This window comes from Streptomyces canus, assembly GCF_041435015.1.
GTDB classification, from domain to species: domain Bacteria; phylum Actinomycetota; class Actinomycetes; order Streptomycetales; family Streptomycetaceae; genus Streptomyces; species Streptomyces canus_G.
Genome location: NZ_CP107989.1, coordinates 3,457,925 through 3,479,561 on the forward strand (window position 1 = coordinate 3,457,925; position 21,637 = coordinate 3,479,561).

The window sequence follows — 21,637 nt, forward strand, 5'->3', positions numbered from 1 at the left end:
GCCCTCGGTGACCATGGCGGGAACTGTTACGGCTCGGTGATCGCCGATACGGAGGTGTCGGCGAGCGCCTTCGGCAGCCGGCCCGTGTGCAGCACCCCCAGCCGCTGGGTCGCCCGGGTCAGCGCCACATAGAGGTCGCTCGTGCCGTACAGCCCCGGCTCGACCACGAGCACGGAGTCGAATTCCAGGCCCTTCGACTGCCGGGGGTCGAGGAGTACGACGGTCCGCGTCAGGTCCGGCTCCGCGCCCGCGGTCACCCCGTCGAGCCGGGCCGCCAGCCTGCGGTGCAGATGGCGCGGGGCGATGACCGCGAGCCGCCCCTCGGCGGGGGTCAGCTCCTTCACCGCCTCCGCGACCGCGCCGGGCAGGTCGTCGGTGGCGCGCACCCACGGCCGCACCCCTGTCGACCGCACCGAACTCGGCGGCTCGAAGCCGGGGTCCGAGGCGCGCACCACGGCCGCCGCGAGCTCCATGATCTCGGCCGGGGTGCGGTAGTTGACGCCCAGCCGGGCGTGCTCCCAGCGGTCCTCGACGTACGGCTCGAGGATCTTCTGCCACGAGCCCACGCCCGCCGCCTCCGCGGTCTGCGCCGGGTCGCCGACCAGGGTCATCGAACGGGTCGGGCTGCGCCGCATGAGCAGCCGCCAGGCCATCGGCGACAGCTCCTGCGCCTCGTCGACGATGATGTGCCCGAACGCCCACGTGCGGTCGGCCGCCGCGCGCTCGGCGGCGCTGCGGTGGTCGTCCTCCTCCTGCCGCTCGGCGAACCGCTCGGCGTCGATGATGTCGTGCGCGGACAGGACCTCGGAGTCCTCCTCGTCCTTGTCGTCGAACTCATAGGTCCGCGAGGCGTACGACACGTCCAGCACACCCTGCGCGTACGCGACCTGGTTCTCGCGCTCGCGCTCGGCCCGGGCCCGGGCCAGCCGTTCGTCCACGCCGAGGAGTTCCGCCGCCTCGTCGAGCAGGGGTACGTCCGCCACCGTCCACCCCCGGGTCACCGGACGGCGGATGGCGGCCGCGTCCTCGTCGGGGAGGTAGCCGACCGGATCGGCGAGGAAGTCAGCGACCAGCCGCTGCGGGGTCAGACGGGGCCACAACTGCTCGATGGCCGCCCAGACTTCGGGGTTCTCGGCGAGTTCTTCGCGGATCTGGGTGATGTCGCTCGGGTCCAGCAGATTCGTCCCGTCGAACGGATCCGTGCCGATGCGTTCGGCGACCATGTCGGTGAGCGTGTTGAGGATGTGGCCCTCGAAGTGTTCACGCGCCACGTTGTGCGGCAGCCGGGCGGCCCGGGTGCGCTCACGGGCGACCTTCACCAGGCCGTCGTCGAGCATGAGGATCTCGCGGTCGTGCTCGATCGCGATCACCGGGTCGGGCAGGGCCTGCCAGTCGCGTACGACGTCGGCGAGGACGTCCGCCATGGCGGCGCGCCCCTTCACCGCGGCCGCCGCGCGGCTGTCGGTCGCCGTCGCCTTCACGCCGGGGAAGAGCTCTCCGACCGTCGCGAGCAGCACGCCGGTCTCGCCCAGCGAGGGCAGCACCTCGCCGATGTAGCCGAGGAAGGCGGGGTTGGGGCCGACGATCAGCACGGCACGCTTGGCCAGCAACTCCCGGTGTTCGTAGAGAAGATACGCGGCCCGGTGCAGGGCGACGGCCGTCTTGCCGGTGCCCGGACCGCCCTCGACCACCAGCACCCCGCGGTGGGGGGCGCGGATGATCTCGTCCTGCTCGGCCTGGATGGTCTGCACGATGTCGCTCATGCGTCCGGTGCGCGCGGAGTTGAGCGCGGCGAGCAGCACGGCGTCGCCGGTCGGGTCCTCGTGGCCGGTCCGTTCCTGGTCGCCCAGGTCGAGGATCTCGTCGTGCAGGTCGGTCACCCGGCGGCCCTCGGTGCCGATGTGCCGGCGACGGCGCAGGCCCATCGGGGTGTGGCCGGTGGCCAGGTAGAAGGGGCGGGCGACGCCGGCCCGCCAGTCGATGAGGATCGGGGTGCGTTCGGCGTCCTCGGTGCGCAGTCCGATCCGCCCGATGTGATGGGTGGTTCCCGAGGTGAGGTCGATCCGGCCGAAGCAGAGCGAACCGTCGACCGCGTTCAGCGCCGCCAGCAGCCCCGAGCGCTCGGCGACCAGGATGTCCCGCTCGAGGCGCGCCTGCATGGGAGTGTCGCCCTGGGCGAGCGCGTCCGTGACGGAGTCCTCGGTGTCGCCGCGCAGGGCGTCCACATGTGCGTACAGCCCGTCGATGAATTCCTGCTCCTGCCGCAATTCATCGTCCGGAAAACCGGTGTTTGACAATTCCACTCCCGCCCGGATATACTCTGCTCACTGAGCTTCTTTGCGACTCACGCCTCTATGGGCATTGAAGTCGCGAATCATTGAATATACGCAGAGAAATCCCCCGGGCGCAATCGCCCGGGGGATTTCTTTGTATTCCGTCAGGTCACAGGACGTCCGTCAGCTCCTCCAGCAGCCGCCGCTTGGGCCTCGCCCCCACCATCGACCGGACCGGCTCCCCGCCCCGGAACACCATGAAGGTGGGCATCGACAGCACCCTGTAGGCGTTTGTGGTCAGCGGATTGGTGTCGACGTCCAGTTGGACCACCTTGAGCCGCTCGCCCTCCTCCGCGGCGAGAGCCGTGAGCACCGGCCCCATCTGCCGGCACGGCGGACACCAGTCGGCGGTGAACTCCACCAGCACCGGCAGCTCCGAACCGAGCACCTCCGTCTCGAAGTCCGTGTCCGTCACCTCTGCCACACCCGCTGCCCTGATCACCTGTGGATCCCTCCCAGTTCGCACTGCGGCTCCGGACCACCCGGAACCTCCGCGTCGGCGGCCAGCCCGTCTCGCGCCCGCTCGGCCCGCTCCAGCTGCTGCCCGACCTGGGCCCGAACGGACTGCAACTCGCCGATCAGCGCGTCCAGTTCACCGAGCTTGCGCCGGTAGACCGCGAGCGAGGCGGGGCACGCATCGCCCTCGGGGTGACCGGCCCGCAGACACTCCACGAACGGCCGGGTCTCCTCCAGGTCGAACCCGAAGTCCTGGAGCGTCCGGATCTGCCGGAGCAGCTTCAGGTCGTCCTCGTCGTAGGTCCGGTATCCGTTGTGGCCGCGCCGCGCGGGCAGCAGGCCCCGCGCCTCGTAGTAGCGCAGCGTCCGCGTCGTGGTCCCGGCCCGTGCGGCCAGCTCGCCGATTCGCATGCCTGGGAACGTAGTCCTTGACGCCGGCGTCAAGGCAAGAGCGGTTTGCGCTGGACCGGAGAGGTCAGCACGATCGACGTCGTCGTGCGACCCAGGGTGGAGACGTCTTCCAGGACGTCCTCCAGGTGGACGGTGTCCCGCACGGCGACCTTGAGGATCCAGCAGTCCTCTCCGACCACGTGGTGCACCTCGGTGATCTCGGGGCGCTCCATCAGCTCCAGGGTCCTCGGATGCCGCAGGGTGTAGCCGCCGTGCGGGCTGACCCGGATGAACGCCTGGATGCCGTAGCCGAGCCGGGACGGAACCACGTGGGCGCCGTAGCCGCTGATCACGCCCGCCGCCTCGAGCCGCCGCACCCGCTCGGTGACCGCCGCCGGGCTCAGCCGCACCCGGCGGCCCAGCTCGCTGAGCTTGATCCGGCCGTCGGTCTGGAGGAGCTCCAGGATCTGCCGGTCCAGCACGTCGAAGGTGACCGAGGTTTCGTCGGCGGTGGCACGCAGCTTCCATGGTTCTTTCGGCGCAACTCCCCGAGCTCCCATGATTCCCCCTTCAATACGTGGACATACGCCGGGAGAATTATGGTCATGGAAACCCCACGAGAGGTACTGGTCATCGGCGGCAGCCGTTACTTCGGCAAGCGGCTGATCGCACGACTGCTGGCCGCGGGCGACCGGGTCACGGTCCTCAACCGGGGCTCGTCCGCACCGCCTCGCGGGGCGATTCACCTGGTCGCGGACCGCGACGACGACAGCGCGTTGCGCAGCGCCCTGGGCTCGCGGACGTTCGACGTCGTCGTCGACCAGGTCTGCTACACCCCGCGCCAGGCGACGGTCGCCCGCCGGGTCTTCGCCGGACGCACCCGCCGCTATGTGATGACCTCGACGGTGGAGGTGTACGAGTACGAGGACTCGATCGCCCTGGTGCGGGAGGACGCCGTCGACCCGGCGACCGTACCCGTCGATCTCGGACTTCCCTGGGACGACCCCGAATTCCTCGACTCCCATTACGGAGAAGGGAAGCGACAAGCGGAATCCGTGTTCGCCGCCGACCCCGAATTTCCCCTTACGACCGTCCGCGTGGCCCATGTCCTGGGCGGGGACGACGACTTCACCGGGCGGCTCGCCCATTACGCGGATCGTATCCGCACCGGTGAGCCCATCGCGGTCCCGGTGGACAACCAGCCCGCCACCTACATCCACGTCGAGGAGATCGCCGACTTCCTCGCCTGGACGGTGGGCCAGGCCTTCACCGGCCCCGTGAACGCGGCCTCCCACGGGCTGCTGAGCACGGAGGAGTTGTGCAGGGCGCTGGCCGCGCACTTCCCGGAGGGGAAGACCGTCCTCCAACCGGTCGAGCTCGGCGAGGTCTCACCGTTCTCCTTCGCCCGCTCCTACGGCATGGACAACGTCCGCGCCACCCGACTCGGTTTCACCTTCGGCGACGCACGGCGATGGCTGCCACGAGCCGTGGCCGAGACGCTCGGCAACGGCGCCTGAGATCCGGTACGGCACCGTGGACGGACTGCGGGCGAGCGCGATGCCCGGGCACGGCATGCGGCCAACGGCCCGTCGTGGCGCACGAGGCGGCGAACGGTCCGTCGCGGCGCGGGTGACTGCACTCCCCAGGGGCGCGGGGAACTGCGCGACCAGCCCCCACTCACCCGCACCTGCCCGACAACCTGAACCGGCACCCCCATAGGCACCCCGCCCACGCTGCTACGGGAGGTCACCGACCCCTGGGGTCAGGGGCGGTGCCGGGACCCCTGATCCGATGCGCTGAGCTCGCTCAGCCCGCCGGCCTCCTCCACCTCCAGCAGCGACGCGCTCTGCCGTTCCGCCTCGAAGGCCCGGTGGCCGCCGCGGAGGCCGAAAAGACGCTTGGCCAGCAGGATGTAGAGGACGGCGAGGACGTTGAGGAACAGGGTGGCGATCTTCAACCAGCTGATGTGCTCGGTCAGTTCGTAGATCTCCAGGGGCAGGAAGGCGGCGGTCGCGACCACCGTCAGGTACTCCGCCCAGCGCTTGGCGTACCAGAGGCCGACCGCCTCGACGAGCTCGATGACGGCGTACGCCAGCAGCAGCACGGCCACGAGGACGAGGGTGTCGTGCTCGTACCCGAAGGTCTTCTGGACGGTGTCGACGACCGGCGAGTGGTCCAGGTCGTAGTGGAAGTGCCGGAAGACCGGCCGGAAGACGTCCAGATACTCGTCGAAGAGCCGGCGCACCGCGTCCTGGCTGTTGCTGAACTTCCACACCGCCACGGCGGCCAGCACGATGAACACCCCGCGCACCGCCCGCTCGATCGCGAGGAAGCGAAGGATGAACAGATCCCTGAGCACCGTGCCGCGCGGCACGAGGGGCGCGTGGTCCGCCGGTCCCGAGCCGTGCGGCTCGCCGAGGGCGAAGTCGCCGCAGCGCAGGCAGCGCCACACCCCGCCCAGGGCGGTCTCGGCGTACAGCCGGTCCCGGAGGAGGGGTTCGTCCGGCGCGTACGTCACATGGCCGCGGCGCGCACAGGTGCGCCGGTCCCAGTCGATCTTCATCCCCCGTGTGCCTCCGATGGAAGAGCGTGCCGTCCGGGGACGGCACGCTAGTGGGGCCGGGTAAGAGTTCGGTGAGCCGGTGGGGGCTCGGTGCTGCGCAATACGCGTAGCTGCACAACCATGTGCAATTTCAGCCCGGGGAGGGGCACAATGACGGCCATGACCACGGGCCGTTCACCTCGCGCCGAAGCCAACCGCCGTCACATCCTCGATGTCGCGCTCACCGAGCTGCTGCGCGACCCCGACGCGTCCATGGACCGGATCGCGCGCGCCGCGGGTGTCGTACGGCGGACCGTGTACGGCCACTTCCCGAGCCGTGAGGCGCTGATCGGCACGCTCGTCGACGGGGCCGTGGAAGCAGTGGCGGCCGCGCACGCGGCGGGGCGCGAGGGGGCCGAGGACCTGGCGCAGGCCGTGGCGGGCTCTGTGCTCGCGGTCTGGGAGGTCGCCGACCGCTATCGCATCCTGGTCGCGCTCGCCCAGCGCAGCGTCACCGTGCAGGGCATCCGCGAGCGCCTCGCCCCCGTGCGCGAGGCCTGCACCGACCTGCTCCGGCGCGGCCTGGACACGGGCGTCTTCGTCTCACCGCTGCCCGCGCCCGCGCTGGCGTACGTCCACGAGCAGATGATGTTCGCGGTGATGGAGGCGGTGAACGACGGGCTGCTGGACGCGGAGGAGGCGGGCCGCTCCACCGCGGTCACCGTTCTGGCCGCGGCGGGCGTACCCGCCTCTCTGGCCACCGCGCTGGTGGCGAAGCTGAGCGACTGATTCTTCTGTGGGGGGGGTCCGGGCGGCCGAGCTACGGGGGAGTACTCGGCCGCCCGGGGCGGGAGCCGGGCCCGGGTTCAGGTCGGGCCCGGCTCGGCTCTGTGTGACCGTACGGCCGGCGGTCCGCGCCGCTCAGGCCTTGGCCAGCTCCTTCTCGCCGCCCTGCTCGGGGATGTCCGCCGAGACGTCGTCGTCCTCGTGGTCCAGGAGCGTCTTCTCGTCGAAGGGCAGGTGACCGGCGAGCACCTGGTCGACGCGCTCGCGGTCGATCTCCTTGGTCCAGGTGCCGATCAGGACGGTGGCGACGGCGTTACCCGCGAAGTTGGTCAGGGCGCGCGCCTCGCTCATGAAGCGGTCGATGCCGACGATCAGGCCGATGCCGTCGACCAGCGCGGGCTTGTGCGACTGAAGACCGCCGGCCAGGGTCGCGAGACCGGCGCCGGTGACACCGGCGGCGCCCTTCGAGGCGACGAACAGGAAGAGCAGCAGCGGGATCTGCTCGCCGATCGACATCGGCGTACCCATGGCGTCGGCGATGAACAGCGAGGCCATGGTCATGTAGATCATGGTGCCGTCGAGGTTGAACGAGTAGCCGGTCGGGACCGTGATGCCGACCACCGGCTTGCTGACACCCAGGTGCTCCATCTTCGCGATGAGCCTCGGCAGCGCGGACTCGGAGGACGAGGTCGACAGGATCAGCAGGAACTCACGGCCCAGGTACTTGAAGAGCGTGAGGATGTTCAGACCGGCGATGATCCGCAGGAGGGTGCCGAGCACCACGATGACGAACAGGAAACAGGTGATGTAGAAGCCGACCATCAGGAGCGCGAGGTCCTTGAGCGCGTCCACACCCGCTGAACCGACGACGGCGGCCATCGCGCCGAAGGCACCGATCGGGGCGGCCCACATCACCATGGCCAGGACGCGGAAGACGAGCCGCTGGATGTGCTCGACACCGCGCAGGACCGGCGCTCCGGCCGGACCCATGGCCTGCAGCGCGAAACCGGCGAGCAGGGCGATCAGCAGGGTCTGGAGGACCTCGCCCTCGGTGAAGGCGGAGACGAACGTGGTCGGGATGATGCCGAGCAGGAACTCGGTGGTGTCCTTGGCCTCCGCGTCGACCTGCGCGTGGCCGACGTCCTTGACCGCGTCGGTCACGGCGAGGCCGGTACCCGGGTCCAGGATGTTGCCGACGACCAGGCCGATGCCCAGCGCGACCAGCGACATGATCGTGAAGTAGAGGAGCGCGATACCGCCGACGGCGCCGACCTTGGCGGCCTTCCGCACCGATCCGATACCGAGCACGATCGTGCAGAAGATGATCGGCGAGATCATCATCTTGATCAGGTTCACAAAGCCGGTACCGATGGGCTTGAGCTCCACGGCGAAGTCGGGGGCGACCAGGCCGACCGTGATACCGATGGCGACCGCGACGATCACCGCGATGTAGAGGTAGTGAGTGCGGTCCTTTTTGACTGCGGGTGCCGTATCGGGGGTGCTGGCGGCCACGGCTGCCCTCCTTGACGTCGTCGTCGGCATGACCGGCGTGCGGCTCACGTCCGGGCTTTTGAAGGAATGCCGTGACTATCCCCCGCCCTGTGAGGGCGGTCACCCTTCCGTTCATTTAGTTCACAATCAGCCATGGAGGCAGACTGACGACATGCGCATCCCCGTACTGAGACCCCGGAGCCTCGCGGCCCAGCTCTTCGCCATGCAGGCCGTGCTGATCGCCGTGGTCGTGGCGGGGTACGCGCTGTTCACGTACGTCAGCGACCGGGGCCAGGCCGAGGACGCGGCGCGCGTTCAGGCCAGGGCCGTGGCGCGGGCGGTCGCGGACTCGCCGTCCGTGCGGGAGGCGATCGGCACGCCGAAACCCACGGCCGCACTTCAGCCCTACGCGCTCCGGGTCATGGCCGACACCGAGGTCGACTTCGTCACGATCATGAGCCCGCAGGGCATCCGCTGGACCCACCCCGACCAGGACCAGATCGGCAAGCACTTCCTCGGCAACACCGAGCGCGCGCTCAAGGGCGAGACCTTCACGGAGACCTACACCGGCACCCTGGGCTCCTCGGTCCGGGCGGTCACCCCGGTCAAGGACGACAGCGGGAAGGTCATCGGCCTGGTCAGCGCCGGTATACAGGTCGAGAAGATCAGCGAGCGGGTGCAGGGCCAGCTCACCGCCCTGCTCGCCGTCGCCGGCGGCGCGCTCGCGCTCGGTGCCATCGGCACCTACGTCGTCAACGCCCGCCTGCGCCGGCACACCCACGGCATGAACGCGGCCGAGCTCAGCAGGATGCACGACTATCACCAGGCGGCCCTGCACGCGGTGCGCGAGGGGCTGCTGATGCTGGACGGTCAGTACCGTGTCGCGCTGATCAACGACGGCGGACGGGAGTTGCTGGGTGTGTCCCCGCAGGACAGGGTGATCGGACGGTCGGTGGCGGACCTCGGACTGCCGGCGCCGCTGACGGGTGCGCTGCTCTCCTCGGAGCCACGGGTCGACGAGGTGCATCTGACGTCCTCGCGGGTGCTGGTCGTCAACACCTCCCCGGTCTCCGGCGGAGAGCAGCGCGGCACCGTGGTCACCCTGCGCGATGTCACCGAACTCCAGTCCCTGATGGGCGAGTTGGACTCCGAGCGGGGCTTCACCCAGGCGTTGCGCTCGCAGGCCCACGAGGCGGCGAACCGGCTGCACACGGTCGTCTCCCTGATCGAACTGGGCCGCGCGGAGCAGGCGGTGGACTTCGCGACCGCGGAACTGGAACTGGCGCAGGCGCTGACCGACCAGGTCGTGGCGGCGGTCGGCGAGCCCGTCCTGGCCGCGCTGCTGCTGGGCAAGACCGCGCAGGCGAACGAACGCGGCGTGGAGTTGGTCGTGTCGGAGGACAGCCGCCTGGACGACGGGTTGCTGCCGGAGAGCCTTCCGGCCCGGGACCTGGTCACGATCCTCGGCAACCTCATCGACAACGCGGTGGACGCGGCGCAGGGCAGCGTGCGGGCGCGGGTGACGGTGACGGCGTACGCGGAGGGCGCGGGCGGGCGCGGGCTGGTCCTGCGGGTCTCGGACACCGGCGAGGGTGTCGATCCGGCGCACGCGGAGGCGGTCTTCCGGCGCGGGTTCTCGACGAAGCCGGCGGGTCCCGGCGGGCGCGGGCTCGGCCTGGCGCTCGTCCGGCAGGCGGTCAACCGCTGCAAGGGCACCCTGACCGTGACGGAGGCCGAAGGGGGCGGCGCCGAGTTCGAGGTGCGGCTGCCCCTGGGATGCGAATCCAGGGACCCTGAGGATGCCCCGGCCCCCGAGGACACGACGGCTCCCGAGCACGCCACCGTCACGGAGAGCGCCACGATCCCGGAGGACACGACCACCCCCGAGCACGCCACGATCCCCGACGACACGACGACTCCCGAGCACGCCACGATCCCCGACGACACGACGACTCCCGAGCACGCCACCATCCGCGAGGACACGACCGCCCCCGAGAGCGCCACCGTTCCCGACGACACAACCGACCCCAGGCACGCCACCACCCCCGAGGGCGCGGCAGCTCCCGAGAACGCCACCGCCACGGAGAGCGCCACCGCGCCGGGAAGCTCCACCATCCGCGAGGACACGACCCACCCCGAGAGCGCCACCGCCCCCGACGACGCAACCGCCCCCAAGGACGCCACCACCCCCGAGGACGCGACCACCCCCGACGGCACGACGGCTCCCGAGCACGCCACCGGCCCGGAAGACTTCACCGCCCCCAAGACCCCCAAGGCCGCAGACAGCGCTACGGTCCCCCACGGTGCCACGGCCCCCGGAGGCGACGTATGACCACCCAGCAGACCATCCGTGTCCTGGTCGTCGAGGACGACCCGGTCGCCGCCGACGCGCACGTCCTGTACGTCAACCGCGTCACCGGCTTCACGGCCGTGGGCAAGGCCCACACGGGCGCGGAGGCCCGCCGTCTCCTGGACCGCACGGCCGTCGACCTGCTCCTGCTCGACCTGCATCTGCCGGACGGGCACGGCCTCCAGCTGGCCCGTCAGCTGCGCGCGGCCGGACATCAGGCGGACGTGATAGCGGTGACCTCGGCCCGGGATCTGACGGTCGTCCGCGAGGGCGTCTCGCTGGGCGTCGTGCAGTACGTGCTGAAGCCGTTCACCTTCGCCACCCTGCGCGACCGGCTGATCCGGTACGCGGAGTTCCACGCGTCGGCCGGTGAGGCGAGCGGTCAGGACGAGGTGGACCGCGCGCTGGCCACGCTCCGGGCACCGGGCCCGGCCGCCCTGCCCAAAGGGCTCAGCGCGCCAACCCTGGAGCGGGTGACGGTGGCCCTGCGGGACTGCGCGGAGGGGCTCACGGCGACCGGTCTGGCCGAGGTGGTCGGGATCTCCCGGATCACGGCCCGCCGCTACCTGGAACATCTGGTCGACGCGGGCCGGGCGGAACGCAGTCCGCAGTACGGGACGGTGGGGCGGCCGGAGTTGCAGTACCGGTGGGTCAGGGGGCAGGGGCACCAGTAGGTCCGAGGTCGGTAAGTCCGAGCCCGTGCACGGTCATTGACGGGACTAGACCACTCCTCTTACGTTCACACGGCAGCCGTCCCGGCCACAACGACGTGAGCCCGTAGGAGGTCATGCCCGTGCGCCCCACCGCCGTACTTCCCTCCCTGCTCGCCACCGCCCTCGCCGCATCCGCCCTCACCGCCTGCGGCGGTTCCGGCAGCGATCCGGACACCGTGAAGGTCTCGTTCAAGCAGTCCACGGACAACTCGATCCATGTCATGGACGACTACCTCGCGGACATCAAGAAGCAGTTCGAGAAGGCGAACCCCGGCAAGAAGGTCGAGCTCGTCCCGATCAAGGCCCCGGACTCGGAGTACTACACCAAGCTGCAGCAGATGCTCCGCTCCGCGAAGACCGCGCCCGACCTGGTCTACGAGGACACGTTCCTCATCAACTCCGACATCACCAGCGGGTACTTGAAGCCCCTCGACGCCTACCTCGCCAAGTGGCCCGACTGGAACCGGTTCATCGACACCGCGAAGGCCGCCGCCAAGGCCGAGGACGGCAAGACGTACGGCGTCCCGGACGGCACGGACACCCGGGGGCTCTGGTACGACAAGGGGATCTTCGCCAAGGCCGGCCTGCCCTCCGACTGGCAGCCGAAGACCTGGGACGAGGTCCTCGACGCCGCCCGCACCATCAAGCGCAGGGTCCCGGACGTCACCCCTCTCAACGTCTACACCGGCAAACCCGCGGGCGAGGCCGCCGCCATGCAGGGCTTCGAGATGCTGCTGTACGGGACCGAGGACCGCCTGTACGACGACTCCGCCAAGAAGTGGATCGCCGGCAGCCAGGGCTTCGAGGACTCCCTCTCCTTCGTCGAGACGGTCTACCGGGAGAAACTCGGCCCGGACGTCTCCACCGCGCTCGACCCCAACATCCAGACCATCGTCCGGGGCGACCTGCTGCCCAAGGGCAAGCTCGGCATCGATCTCGACGGCTCCTGGCTCCCGCAGGACTGGCTGCCCGGCAGCGGACACGAATGGCCCGAGTGGTCGAGCAAGCTGGGGCTCGCGTACATGCCGACCCAGCACGGCCAGTCCCCCGGCAAGGTGAGCATGTCCGGCGGCTGGACCTGGGCCGTCCCCGCCAAGGCGGCCAACCCCGACCTCGCCTTCGACTTCATCAGGACGATGCAGACCAAGGCCAACGCCCAGAAGTGGTACGTCGCCAACTCGGGCATCTCCGTACGCGAGGACGTGGCCGCGGACCCCGCGTATGCCAAGGCCCAGCCCGGCATCAAGTTCTTCACCGACCTGGTCGCCAGCACCCACTACCGGCCCGCCTACCCGGCGTATCCGAAGGTCTCCACCGCGATCCAGGAGGCGATGGAGGGCGTGACGACCGGTGACACCTCCGTGGAGGAGGCGGCCAGGAACTACGACGACTCGCTCAAGGAGGCCACCAACGACCAAGTGATCGAAAAGTGAACCGGCGCTCCCTCGTCCGCGCCCTCCCGGTCACGCCCGCACTGGTCCTGCTGCTCCTCTTCCTCGCCGGGCCCATCGCCTACTGCGCCTACATCGCCTTCACCGACCTGCAGTTGACGGGTCAGGCCGAGTCGTCCTTCGTCGGCTTCGAGAACTTCCGCACGGCCTTCCAGGACGAGCAGTTCCTCAACGCCGTATGGCTGACGCTGGTGTTCACGGTCGTGTCGTCGCTGATCGGGCAGAACACCCTGGGCCTGGCCCTCGCGGCGCTCATGCAGCGCGCCTCGAAGCCCGTGCGCACGCTCACCGGGGGGATCGTCATCACCGCGTGGGTGCTCCCGGAGGTCGTCGCAGGCTTCCTCCTCTACGCCTTCTTCCGCAAGGAGGGCACGCTGAACGCCCTGCTCGACCTGCTCCATCTCCCGTCCCAGAACTGGCTGTTCACCCTGCCGATCCTGGCGGTGTCCTTCGCGAACGTCTGGCGCGGCACCGCCTTCTCGATGCTGGTCTACACGGCGGCACTGGGCGAGATACCGAAGGAGATCACGGAGGCCGCCGAGGTCGACGGCGCCGGCGGCTGGCGCCGGATGTGGCACATCACCCTGCCGATGATCCGGCGCTCCATCGGCACGAACCTGATGCTCAACACCCTCCAGACGCTGTCGGTCTTCGGGCTGATCTGGGTGATGACGAGGGGCGGGCCGGGCGACAAAAGCCAGACCCTGCCCCTCTTCATGTACGAACAGGCCTTCCAGAACAGCATGATCGGCTACGGCACCGCGGTGGCCCTGCTGCTGCTCCTGGTGGGGTCCGTCTTCTCCGTGGTCTACATGCGCCTGCTGCGGACGGAGGTCTGACCATGGCCGCCACACACCTCGCCGACCGCCGCCGCAACCGCCGACTGGCCGCCGACGCGGGCCTGTTGACGGTCGCCGCCGCGTTCGTGCTGCCGCTCGCCTGGGTGGTCCTCTCGGCCCTGGATCCGCACGCCGACCTGAGGGTGAAGCCCCCCGACGGGGTCACTCTCGAGAACTTCGACGCGATCCTGACCTCCGACATCACCTTCACCCCGTTGCTCAACAGCCTGATCCTGTGCGGCGGGGCGACCCTGCTGACGGTGGTCTGCGCGGCCCTCGCGGCCTATCCCCTGTCCCGCTTCGGCTCCCGTCTCAACCGGCCGTTCCTGCTGTCGATCCTCTTCGCGACCAGCCTGCCCATCACGGCGATCATGGTGCCGGTGTACGCGCTGTTCGTGCAGGTCGACCTGATCGACACCCTCCAGGGCACGATCCTCTTCTTCGCGGCCTCCCAACTCCCCTTCGCCATCTGGCTGATGAAGAACTTCATGGACGGCGTTCCGAAGGAACTGGAGGAGGCGGCCTGGACGGACGGCGCGGGCTCCCTCCAGTCGCTCACCAGGATCGTGCTGCCCCTCATGGGCCCCGGAGTCGCGGTCGTGACCGTCTTCTCCTTCGTCATGATGTGGGGCAACTTCTTCGTGCCGTTCATGCTGCTGCTCACCCCGGACCAGATGCCGGCGTCGGTGAGCATCAACGAGTTCTTCGGCAACCGCGGGATGGTGGCGTACGGGCAGCTCGCCGCGTTCTCGATCGTCTACTCGACGCCGGTGATCCTGCTGTACGTGCTGATCGCACGGCGGCTGGGCGGGGGCTTCGCACTGGGCGGGGCGGTCAAGGGATGAGCCGGCTCACGAAGGGAGCACCCCGGGCCGGAACGGCTCCACTCCCACGACCCTGCGCACCCGCACCGGCTCGATCAGCAGCATCACCCGCCGCTCCCCCTCAAGAAGCCACGGATACCGCTCCTCGCCGATGTACTTCCGCGTGAGCCGGTCCATGGAGCGCTCCGCCTCCTCGCCCTCCACGAACCGCACCACCCGGCCCCGGATCTCGACGCGGTCGTAGGGGTTGTCGGGGTCGTGGTGGGAGAGGGAAACGTTCGGATTGCGCCGCAGGTTTTCCTCCTTCACACGTCCGATTGCCGTGTTGACCATGACGTACTCACCTTCGAGATCCGCCCACATGGGCGAGACCTGCGGCGCTCCGTCCGGACCGACGGTCGCCAGATGCCAGAAGTTCGGCGCCAGCAGCCGCTCGCGAATATGCCCCTCTACCTTGCCATTCACTTCGTACACGAAGATCACACCTCTTTCCGGCCACCCGTCCGGGCACCCGGCGCCATCCTCGCCACCGCGCCCGCACCGCCGACAGACGATCTTCGGCCAGCCCGAACGCGCAGCCGAAACCGTAGATTCCTACAATCCGTGATCCTGGCCGAACAGACCGTAGTCACCGGACGTCCGTTTCCCTAACTTGTGGGCCGTGCGCCGACCCCCAGCCCTGCCGAACCAGCCCGGACCGCCCTTCGACCACCTCACCGCCCGCAGACTCCGTGTCGCTCTCGGCATGGGGCCCGAGCACGTGGCCTACGGGCTGCGTGTCTCGTACGGGCTCCCCTACGTCGCCCCGGATCTCGTCATCGCCTGGGAGCGCGGGATCGTCTGCCCCACCAGTCCGGAACTCACCGCTCTGGCGGGCGTGTTGTGGTGCTCGCCCGGTGAACTCATCGGCCGCCCCCGCACCCTGCGCGAGCACCGCGTGGCGCGAGGCATCGCCCCCGAGGACGTCGCCCGTGCCGTGGGGCTCGAACTGCTCGCCTACCTCGGCATGGAGGAGAACGACGAGTGGCGCGGCACCGACCGCCAGTCCACCGCTCTCGCCGAGCTGCTGGAGCTGAACCTGCCGGACTTCGTCGCCGTCACGGGCCGCGAGAAGCGGCTCACCGAATGCCTGCGCGGCGCGGTCGGCACCCGCTGGCAGGCCTACGTCCGCCAGGTCGCGAAGATCGTGCCCCTGGACCGGCGGGTGGTGGAGGAGACCCTCATGGATCTGCACCGGCAGTACCAGGGGCAGATGGTGTCCACCCTGAGCTGGGGCGGGAGCGGCGAACGCGCCGGCGCGGCCGGTCAGGAGTTCCTGGACGAGATCGTGGAGCGGTTCTGGGAGGCGGTCGAGAGACGGCCGTAGCAAGCGACCACGCGGACGAATGCCTAGAAGACCGACTCCGCCTCGTCCATCCGGTCCTTCGGAACGGTCTTCAGCTCGGTGACCGCCTCGGCGAGCGGCACCATCACGATGTCGGTGCCCTTGAGCGCGGTCATCCTGCCGAACTGGCCCCGGTGCGCGGCCTCCACCGCGTGCCAGCCGAAGCGGGTGGCGAGGACCCTGTCGTACGCCGTGGGCACGCCGCCGCGCTGCACATGCCCGAGGATGACCGGCTTGGCCTCCTTGCCGAGCCGGCGCTCGAGCTCGTACGCCAGGGCCGTGCCGATGCCCTGGAAGCGCTCGTGGCCGAACTGGTCGATCTCGCCGTGGCCGTAGTCCATGCTGCCCTCGGCGGGGTGGGCGCCCTCGGCGACGCAGACGACCGCGAACTTCTTGCCGCGGGCGAAGCGCTCCTCGACCATCTTGACCAGGTCGGCCGGGTCGAAGGGGCGCTCGGGCAGACAGATGCCGTGCGCGCCGGCGGCCATGCCGGACTCCAGGGCGATCCAGCCCGCGTGGCGGCCCATGACCTCGACGACCATCACGCGCTGGTGGGACTCGGCGGTGGTCTTCAGGCGGTCCATGGCCTCGGTGGCGACACCGACCGCGGTGTCGAAGCCGAAGGTGCGGTCGGTGGAGGAGATGTCGTTGTCGATCGTCTTCGGGACGCCGACGACCGGGAGACCGGCGTCGAACAGCATGCGGGCGGCCGTGAGGGTGCCTTCGCCGCCGATCGGGATCAGCGCGTCGATGCCGAACTCGTGGATCATGTCGGAGGCGCTCTCGCACGCCTCGCGCAGCCGGTCACGCTCCAGGCGGGAGGAGCCGAGGATGGTGCCGCCGCGGGCCAGGATGCCGCTGACACTGTCCAGGTCGAGGGCGCGGTAGCGGCCGTCCAGGAGGCCGGAGTAGCCGTCCTCGAAGCCGATGACCTCGTCGCCGTAGTTGTCGACCGCTCGGTGCACGACCGACCGGATCACTGCGTTCAGACCAGGGCAGTCGCCGCCTGCGGTGAGAACTCCGATGCGCATCGTGCTGTGTCTCCTGCTCGCTGTTGATACCGGTGAGCCAATGCCGATTGTTTCACGTCCCGCACGGGGTCGTAGCACCCCGTGCTGGCGGGCGCCTTATCCATCGTCCGGGGTATTGTCAAGAGGGTTTCCGCTCACCTCGGTGGGCGATTTTCATGACAGCGACTTTTTCGAAGGCGATGGAACGGAGATCACGCGTGACCCGCAGCGTGTACGTGACCGGGATCGACCGCGGCGACGGCCGCCAGGTCGTCGAGCTGGGGGTCATGGAGCTCCTGACCCGCCAGGTCGACCGGGTGGGGGTGTTCCGGCCGCTGGTGCACCACAGCCCCGACCGGCTCTTCGAGCTGCTGCGCGCCCGCTACCGGCTCACCCAGGACCCGGCCACCGTCTACGGCCTCGACTACCACGAGGCCTCCGCGCTGCAGGCCGAGCAGGGCACCGACGAACTGGTCTCCACCCTGGTCGACCGCTTCCACCTGGTGGCCCGCGACTACGACGTCGTCCTGGTCCTCGGCACCGACTTCGCCGACACCCAGCTCCCGGACGAGCTCTCCCTCAACGCCCGGCTGGCCAACGAGTTCGGCGCCTCCGTGATCCCGGTCGTGGGCGGTCGGGGGCAGGCCGCCGAGTCGGTGCTCGCCGAGACCCGCAACGCCTACCGGGCCTACGACGGCCTGGGCTGCGACGTCCTCGCCATGGTCACCAACCGGGTGGTCCGGGAGGACCGGGACGAGATCGCCGAGCGGCTCTCGGGCCGCCTGCCCGTGCCCTGTTACGTCGTGCCGGACGATCCCGCCCTGGCCGCGCCCACCGTCGCCCAGATCGGACAGGCCCTCGATGCCCGGGTGGTCCTCGGCGACGACTCCGGGCTCGCCCGGGACGCCCTGGACTTCGTCTTCGGCGGCGCGATGCTGCCGAACTTCCTGAAGGCCCTGACCCCCGGCTGCCTGGTGGTCACCCCGGGCGACCGCGCGGACCTGGTCGTCGGTTCGCTCGCCGCGCACAGCGCCGGCACCCCGCCGATAGCCGGTGTGCTGCTCACCCTGAACGAGGTCCCGGGCGACGACGTCCTCACCCTCGCCGCCCGCCTGGCCCCCGGCACCCCGGTGCTCTCGGTGGCCGGCACCAGCTTCCCCACCGCCGCCGAACTCTTCGCGCTGGAAGGGAAGCTGAACGCGGCCACGCCCCGCAAGGCGGAGACCGCGCTCGGTCTCTTCGAGCGGTACGCCGACACCGCCGACCTCGCCCGCCGGGTCTCCGCGCCGAGCAGCGACCGCCTCACCCCGATGATGTTCGAGCACAAGCTCCTGGAGACGGCCCGCTCCGACAAGCGCCGTGTCGTCCTGCCCGAGGGCACCGAGCCGCGCGTGCTGCACGCCGCCGAGGTCCTGCTGCGCCGGGGCGTGTGCGACCTCACGCTGCTCGGCCCGCTCGACCAGATCCGCAAGAAGGCCGCCGACCTCGGCATCGACCTCGGCGACTGCCAGTTGATCGACCCGGCGACCTCCGAACTGCGTGACACCTTCGCCGAGAAGTACGCGGCCCTCAGGGCCCACAAGGGCGTCACGGTCGAGCTGGCCTACGACGTCGTCTCCGACGTGAACTACTTCGGCACCCTGATGGTCCAGGAGGGCCTCGCCGACGGCATGGTGTCCGGTTCGGTGCACTCCACGGCGGCGACCATCCGCCCCGCCTTCGAGATCATCAAGACCAAGCCGGACGCCGACATCGTCTCGTCGGTCTTCTTCATGTGCCTCACCGACAAGGTGCTGGTGTACGGCGACTGCGCCGTGAACCCCGACCCCGACGCCGTGCAGCTCGCCGACATCGCCATCCAGTCGGCCGCGACCGCCGAGCAGTTCGGCGTGGAGCCGCGGATCGCGATGCTGTCGTACTCCACCGGTACGTCGGGCTCGGGCGCCGACGTCGACAAGGTGCGCGAGGCCACCGAGCTGGTGCGGCAGCGGCGGCCCGACCTCAAGATCGAGGGGCCGATCCAGTACGACGCGGCCGTCGAGCCGACCGTGGCGCAGACCAAGCTGCCCGGCTCCGAAGTCGCGGGTCAGGCCAGCGTGTTGATCTTCCCCGACCTCAACACCGGTAACAACACCTACAAGGCCGTGCAGCGTTCGGCCGGCGCGATCGCCGTCGGGCCGGTGCTCCAGGGGCTGCGCAAGCCCGTCAACGACCTGTCCCGAGGCGCCCTCGTCTCGGACATCGTCAACACCGTCGCCATCACGGCGATCCAGGCCCAGATCCCGACTCTCTCCACAGAAGAGGCCACCGCCCAGTGAGCGCCAGCCGCGTCCTCGTCCTCAACTCCGGCTCCTCGTCCGTGAAGTACCAGCTGCTCGACATGCGGGACAGCAGCCGGCTGGCGGCGGGGCTCGTCGAGCGCATCGGTGAGCAGTCCTCGCGGCTCAAGCACACGCCGCTGGCGACCGGCGGGGACCCGCGCGAGTGGACCGGCCCGATCGCCGATCACGACGCCGCGCTGAAGGCCGTATCCGAAGAACTGTCGAAGGACGGGCTCGGCCTCGACTCCCCCGAGCTGGTCGCGATAGGCCACCGTGTGGTGCACGGCGGCAAGACCTTCACCGAACCGACGGTGATCGACGAGACCGTGCTCGCCGAGATCGAGCGGCTGATCCCGGTCGCCCCGCTGCACAACCCGGCCAACCTCACCGGCATCCGCACCGCGCGGGCGCTGCGCCCGGACCTGCCCCAGGTCGCCGTCTTCGACACCGCCTTCCACACCACGATGCCGGAGTCGGCCGCGCGCTACGCGATCGACGTGGAGACCGCCGACGCGCACCGCATCCGGCGCTACGGCTTCCACGGCACCTCGCACGCCTACGTGTCCCGGGCGACCGCGAAGCTGCTGGGCAAGGCACCCCAGGACGTCAACGTGATCGTGCTGCACCTGGGCAACGGCGCGAGCGCCTCCGCGGTCCGGGGCGGCAGGTGCGTGGACACCTCCATGGGGCTGACGCCTTTGGAGGGACTCGTGATGGGTACGCGCTCCGGAGACACCGATCCGGCCGTCATCTTCCATTTGGCGCGCGTTGGCAAAATGTCCATCGACGAAATCGACACTCTCCTCAACAAGAAGAGCGGACTGGTCGGCCTCTGCGGCGACAACGACATGCGGGAGATTCGGCGCCGGATCGACGAGGGGGACGAGCAGGCCGAGCTCGCCTTCGACATCTACATTCACCGTCTGAAGAAGTACATCGGCGCCTATTACGCCGTTCTCGGTACGGTGGACGCGATCGCGTTCACCGCCGGGGTCGGCGAGAACGCGGCGCCGGTGCGGGAGGCCGCCGTGGCGGGCCTGGAGACCCTGGGCCTTGCGGTGGACCGTGAGCTCAACGCCGTACGGAGCGACGAACCGCGGCTGATCTCGCCCGCCGACGCACGGGTGAAGGTCGCCGTGGTGCCGACCGACGAAGAACTGGAAATCGCGACGCAGACCTACGCACTGGTCGCACGGCATTGATTTGCGGCTCCGCGTGGCGACTGAGCGGTAACCCAGCTGAGCGACGTTCCGCCCATTTGTATCTTCCGCCAGACGGAATATTCCGCAGCGAAACAAACCGATAGGATCGCCCCATGCGCCGTTCGAAAATCGTCTGTACTCTCGGCCCCGCGGTCGACTCCCACGAGATGCTGGTCTCGCTGATCGAAGCCGGCATGAACGTGGCCCGTTTCAACTTCAGCCACGGCACGCACGCCGAGCACCAGGGGCGGTACGACCGCGTCCGTGCCGCCGCCAAGGAGACCGGCCGGGCCATCGGTGTCCTCGCCGACCTGCAGGGCCCGAAGATCCGCCTGGAGACCTTCGCCGAGGGACCGGTGGAGCTGGAGCGCGGTGACGAGTTCGTCATCACCGCCGAGGACGTCCCGGGTGACAGGACCATCTGCGGGACGACCTACAAGGGCCTGCCCGGTGACGTCTCCCGCGGCGACCAGATCCTCATCAACGACGGCAACGTCGAGCTGAAGGTCCTGGACGTCGAGGGCCCGCGGGTCAAGACGATGGTCATCGAGGGCGGTGTCGTCTCCGACCACAAGGGCATCAACCTGCCCGGCGCGGCGGTGAACGTCCCGGCGCTGAGCGAGAAGGACGTCGAGGACCTCCGTTTCGCGCTGCGCATGGGCTGCGACATGGTCGCGCTGTCCTTCGTGCGGGACGCCAAGGACGTCGACGACGTCCACAAGGTGATGGACGAGGAGGGCCGCCGGGTCCCCGTCATCGCCAAGGTGGAGAAGCCGCAGGCGGTGGACAACATGGAGGGCGTCGTGATGGCGTTCGACGCCGTCATGGTGGCCCGTGGTGACCTGGCCGTCGAGTACCCGCTCGAGAAGGTCCCGATGGTGCAGAAGCGCCTCATCGAGCTGTGCCGCCGCAACGCCAAGCCGGTGATCGTGGCGACCCAGATGATGGAGTCGATGATCACCAACTCCCGCCCGACCCGCGCCGAGGCCTCCGACGTGGCCAACGCGATCCTGGACGGCGCGGACGCGGTCATGCTGTCGGCGGAGTCGAGCGTGGGCGCGTACCCGGTCGAGACCGTCAAGACGATGTCGAAGATCGTCGTCGCGGCCGAGCAGGAGCTGATGTCGAAGGGCCTCCAGCCGCTGGTCCCCGGCAAGAAGCCCCGCACCCAGGGTGGTTCGGTCGCCCGCGCGGCCTGCGAGATCGCCGACTTCCTCGGCGGCCGCGGCCTGGTGGCCTTCACCCAGTCCGGCGACACCGCGCGCCGCCTGTCGCGCTACCGCGCGCAGCAGCCGATCATCGCCTTCACCACCGACGAGAACACCCGCAACCAGCTCACCCTCAGCTGGGGCGTGGAGTCGCACGTGGTGCCGTTCGTGAACACCACGGACGAGATGGTCGACATGGTCGACCAGGAGATCGCCAAGATCAACCGCTTCAACCCGGGCGAGATCGTCATCATCACCGCCGGCTCGCCCCCCGGCGTGGCCGGCACCACCAACATGCTCCGCGTGCACCACATCGGCGGCGCGCAGTAGGAATCCG

18 protein-coding genes and 1 pseudogene are annotated in these 21,637 nt (G+C 69.7%); 11 read left to right on the forward strand and 8 right to left on the reverse strand.

Going from position 1 to position 21,637, the window contains the following annotated elements; translation table 11 throughout:
* Nucleotides 1-26: 26 nt before the first annotated feature.
* The 4 genes from OG841_RS15245 to OG841_RS15260 form a co-directional block, all read right to left on the reverse strand.
* A complete protein-coding gene (locus tag OG841_RS15245; protein ID WP_371570700.1) occupies nt 27-2,315 on the reverse strand; it encodes a HelD family protein in 2,289 nt (762 codons plus the stop codon).
* A gap of 127 nt (nt 2,316-2,442) precedes the next feature.
* A complete protein-coding gene (locus OG841_RS15250; protein ID WP_328643660.1) occupies nt 2,443-2,757 on the reverse strand; it encodes a thioredoxin family protein in 315 nt (104 codons plus the stop codon).
* 14 nt (nt 2,758-2,771) lie between these two features.
* A complete protein-coding gene (locus OG841_RS15255) occupies nt 2,772-3,200 on the reverse strand; it encodes a MerR family transcriptional regulator (protein WP_059211407.1) in 429 nt (142 codons plus the stop codon).
* A gap of 29 nt (nt 3,201-3,229) precedes the next feature.
* Entirely contained in the window at nt 3,230-3,739 is a 510-nt protein-coding gene (locus tag OG841_RS15260; protein ID WP_328640972.1) for an Lrp/AsnC family transcriptional regulator, read from the reverse strand.
* Between the two features lie 45 nt (nt 3,740-3,784).
* Between OG841_RS15260 and OG841_RS15265 the strand changes: the two genes are divergently transcribed.
* Nucleotides 3,785-4,696, forward strand: coding sequence for an NAD-dependent epimerase/dehydratase family protein (locus OG841_RS15265; protein WP_365119513.1), 912 nt, complete (start codon nt 3,785-3,787; stop codon nt 4,694-4,696).
* Between the two features lie 245 nt (nt 4,697-4,941).
* Here the strand turns inward: OG841_RS15265 and OG841_RS15270 are convergent, their stop codons facing one another.
* Nucleotides 4,942-5,742, reverse strand: a complete 801-nt coding sequence (locus OG841_RS15270) for a DUF2127 domain-containing protein (RefSeq protein WP_328640970.1) — start codon at nt 5,740-5,742, stop codon at nt 4,942-4,944.
* Between the two features lie 150 nt (nt 5,743-5,892).
* Here OG841_RS15270 and OG841_RS15275 point away from each other — a divergent pair, with 150 nt between their 5' ends.
* Nucleotides 5,893-6,510: a TetR/AcrR family transcriptional regulator gene (locus tag OG841_RS15275; protein WP_328640969.1), complete on the forward strand. Its 618-nt coding sequence runs from the start codon at nt 5,893-5,895 to the stop codon at nt 6,508-6,510.
* Nucleotides 6,511-6,642: 132 nt separating this feature from the next.
* Here the strand turns inward: OG841_RS15275 and OG841_RS15280 are convergent, their stop codons facing one another.
* Complete coding sequence (locus tag OG841_RS15280; RefSeq protein ID WP_328643659.1) at nt 6,643-8,049, reverse strand: cation:dicarboxylate symporter family transporter; 1,407 nt, start codon at nt 8,047-8,049, stop codon at nt 6,643-6,645.
* Between the two features lie 121 nt (nt 8,050-8,170).
* Between OG841_RS15280 and OG841_RS15285 the strand changes: the two are divergent.
* From OG841_RS15285 to OG841_RS15305, 5 genes and pseudogenes are all read left to right on the forward strand, one after another.
* Nucleotides 8,171-9,772, forward strand: a pseudogene (locus tag OG841_RS15285) (sensor histidine kinase); the annotation flags it as partial.
* A gap of 554 nt (nt 9,773-10,326) precedes the next feature.
* Entirely contained in the window at nt 10,327-11,022 is a 696-nt protein-coding gene (locus OG841_RS15290) for a response regulator (RefSeq protein ID WP_371565709.1), read from the forward strand.
* 113 nt (nt 11,023-11,135) lie between these two features.
* On the forward strand, nt 11,136-12,494 hold the full coding sequence (locus tag OG841_RS15295; RefSeq protein ID WP_371565712.1) for an extracellular solute-binding protein: 1,359 nt from the start codon (nt 11,136-11,138) through the stop codon (nt 12,492-12,494).
* Entirely contained in the window at nt 12,491-13,351 is an 861-nt protein-coding gene (locus OG841_RS15300) for a carbohydrate ABC transporter permease (protein ID WP_328640965.1), read from the forward strand. Before OG841_RS15295 ends, OG841_RS15300 begins: the two co-directional genes overlap by 4 nt.
* Nucleotides 13,352-13,353: 2 nt before the next feature.
* Nucleotides 13,354-14,196, forward strand: a complete 843-nt coding sequence (locus tag OG841_RS15305; RefSeq protein WP_328640964.1) for a carbohydrate ABC transporter permease — start codon at nt 13,354-13,356, stop codon at nt 14,194-14,196.
* A gap of 6 nt (nt 14,197-14,202) precedes the next feature.
* Here OG841_RS15305 and OG841_RS15310 read toward each other — a convergent pair whose 3' ends face one another.
* Nucleotides 14,203-14,658: a PPOX class F420-dependent oxidoreductase gene (locus OG841_RS15310; RefSeq protein WP_079077250.1), complete on the reverse strand. Its 456-nt coding sequence runs from the start codon at nt 14,656-14,658 to the stop codon at nt 14,203-14,205.
* Between the two features lie 178 nt (nt 14,659-14,836).
* Between OG841_RS15310 and OG841_RS15315 the strand changes: the two genes are divergently transcribed.
* Nucleotides 14,837-15,541: a helix-turn-helix domain-containing protein gene (locus OG841_RS15315; protein ID WP_371565717.1), complete on the forward strand. Its 705-nt coding sequence runs from the start codon at nt 14,837-14,839 to the stop codon at nt 15,539-15,541.
* Nucleotides 15,542-15,564: 23 nt separating this feature from the next.
* Here OG841_RS15315 and OG841_RS15320 read toward each other — a convergent pair whose 3' ends face one another.
* On the reverse strand, nt 15,565-16,590 hold the full coding sequence (locus OG841_RS15320; RefSeq protein WP_069765607.1) for an ATP-dependent 6-phosphofructokinase: 1,026 nt from the start codon (nt 16,588-16,590) through the stop codon (nt 15,565-15,567).
* Between the two features lie 197 nt (nt 16,591-16,787).
* Here OG841_RS15320 and pta point away from each other — a divergent pair, with 197 nt between their 5' ends.
* From pta to pyk, 3 genes are all read left to right on the forward strand, one after another.
* Nucleotides 16,788-18,887 carry a phosphate acetyltransferase gene (pta, locus tag OG841_RS15325; RefSeq protein ID WP_328640962.1) on the forward strand — a complete coding sequence of 700 codons (2,100 nt, stop codon included), beginning with the start codon at nt 16,788-16,790 and terminating at the stop codon, nt 18,885-18,887.
* Nucleotides 18,884-20,092 (forward strand): acetate kinase, encoded by a 1,209-nt coding sequence (locus OG841_RS15330; protein ID WP_371565722.1) that lies wholly within the window; start codon nt 18,884-18,886, stop codon nt 20,090-20,092. Before pta ends, OG841_RS15330 begins: the two co-directional genes overlap by 4 nt.
* A 113-nt stretch (nt 20,093-20,205) precedes the next feature.
* Nucleotides 20,206-21,630 (forward strand): pyruvate kinase, encoded by a 1,425-nt coding sequence (gene pyk, locus OG841_RS15335; protein ID WP_328640960.1) that lies wholly within the window; start codon nt 20,206-20,208, stop codon nt 21,628-21,630.
* Nucleotides 21,631-21,637: the final 7 nt, after the last annotated feature.

Excerpts from the sequence above, each read along its gene's own strand:
- OG841_RS15305 (WP_328640964.1), top strand. The coding sequence starts at position 13,354 with ATGGCCGCCACACACCTCGCCGACCGCCGCCGCAACCGCCGACTGGCC.
- OG841_RS15295 (WP_371565712.1), top strand. The coding sequence starts at position 11,136 with ATGCCCGTGCGCCCCACCGCCGTACTTCCCTCCCTGCTCGCCACCGCC.
- OG841_RS15255 (WP_059211407.1), bottom strand. The coding sequence starts at position 3,200 with ATGCGAATCGGCGAGCTGGCCGCACGGGCCGGGACCACGACGCGGACG.
- OG841_RS15280 (WP_328643659.1), bottom strand. The coding sequence starts at position 8,049 with ATGCCGACGACGACGTCAAGGAGGGCAGCCGTGGCCGCCAGCACCCCC.
- OG841_RS15265 (WP_365119513.1), top strand. The coding sequence starts at position 3,785 with ATGGAAACCCCACGAGAGGTACTGGTCATCGGCGGCAGCCGTTACTTC.
- OG841_RS15270 (WP_328640970.1), bottom strand. The coding sequence starts at position 5,742 with ATGAAGATCGACTGGGACCGGCGCACCTGTGCGCGCCGCGGCCATGTG.
- OG841_RS15320 (WP_069765607.1), bottom strand. The coding sequence starts at position 16,590 with ATGCGCATCGGAGTTCTCACCGCAGGCGGCGACTGCCCTGGTCTGAAC.
- pyk (WP_328640960.1), top strand. The coding sequence starts at position 20,206 with ATGCGCCGTTCGAAAATCGTCTGTACTCTCGGCCCCGCGGTCGACTCC.
- OG841_RS15275 (WP_328640969.1), top strand. The coding sequence starts at position 5,893 with ATGACGGCCATGACCACGGGCCGTTCACCTCGCGCCGAAGCCAACCGC.
- OG841_RS15290 (WP_371565709.1), top strand. The coding sequence starts at position 10,327 with ATGACCACCCAGCAGACCATCCGTGTCCTGGTCGTCGAGGACGACCCG.
- OG841_RS15260 (WP_328640972.1), bottom strand. The coding sequence starts at position 3,739 with ATGGGAGCTCGGGGAGTTGCGCCGAAAGAACCATGGAAGCTGCGTGCC.